This window comes from Vibrio sp. 1249-1, assembly GCF_033340495.1.
The window spans coordinates 1-553 of the sequence record NZ_JAWOWJ010000993.1 but is presented as its reverse complement, the minus strand read 5'-3'; the positions used below and the strand labels follow the sequence as shown (position 1 = coordinate 553).

Below are 553 nucleotides of genomic sequence, written 5' to 3'. Positions count from 1 at the left end.
TGAGCCTCAATTTACACCAGCCGTTGTCGAGAGTGTGATGCGTGGCAGCAATGTGGCCAAAGGCGAGCTTGACCCATTAGGCAGCACTATCAAAGTGGAGCCAGGCAGTTACTTTAACTTGTTAGGCAACATGGCTGACAGCTTTGAGCAATGTTTGGCTAAATAAGGGTAATTAGTTGTAGTTTTGCGGATGAAATGTCTCTTTTACGTGATCTAGCAGTAAGAATTACAACCTTTGGCAAGACGAACCTTTTCTATAAAAGGAATTGAGATATCATTATCAATAATTAGCGGCTCAAAATAACCCTACTCACAAGAGCTACGGAAGGCCTATAGGGAGTTGAGTTGATATAAATTGATATATAAGGTTTTCGTCTTGCTTCGCCAACTTGTCCTGATTTTCTGGGGACTCTTCATATCATCTCACGCATTTGCGCTGAACAATGCAAATGCCATCTTTTACCCTTTGCCTACTCAGGTTAAGGGCACTTTTATTGCTGCGAAAAAATTGTTCTTGGGCGAGCAAGGTGGGCTATGGATTCATGATGTACAT

Annotated in this window: 1 pseudogene; it reads left to right on the top strand. The window is 42.1% G+C overall.

The features are described 5' to 3' along the window. Positions 1 to 166 (top strand): annotated as a pseudogene (locus R7Z50_RS30090) (zinc ABC transporter substrate-binding protein); the annotation flags it as partial. Between the last annotated feature and the right edge of the window lie 387 nt (positions 167 to 553).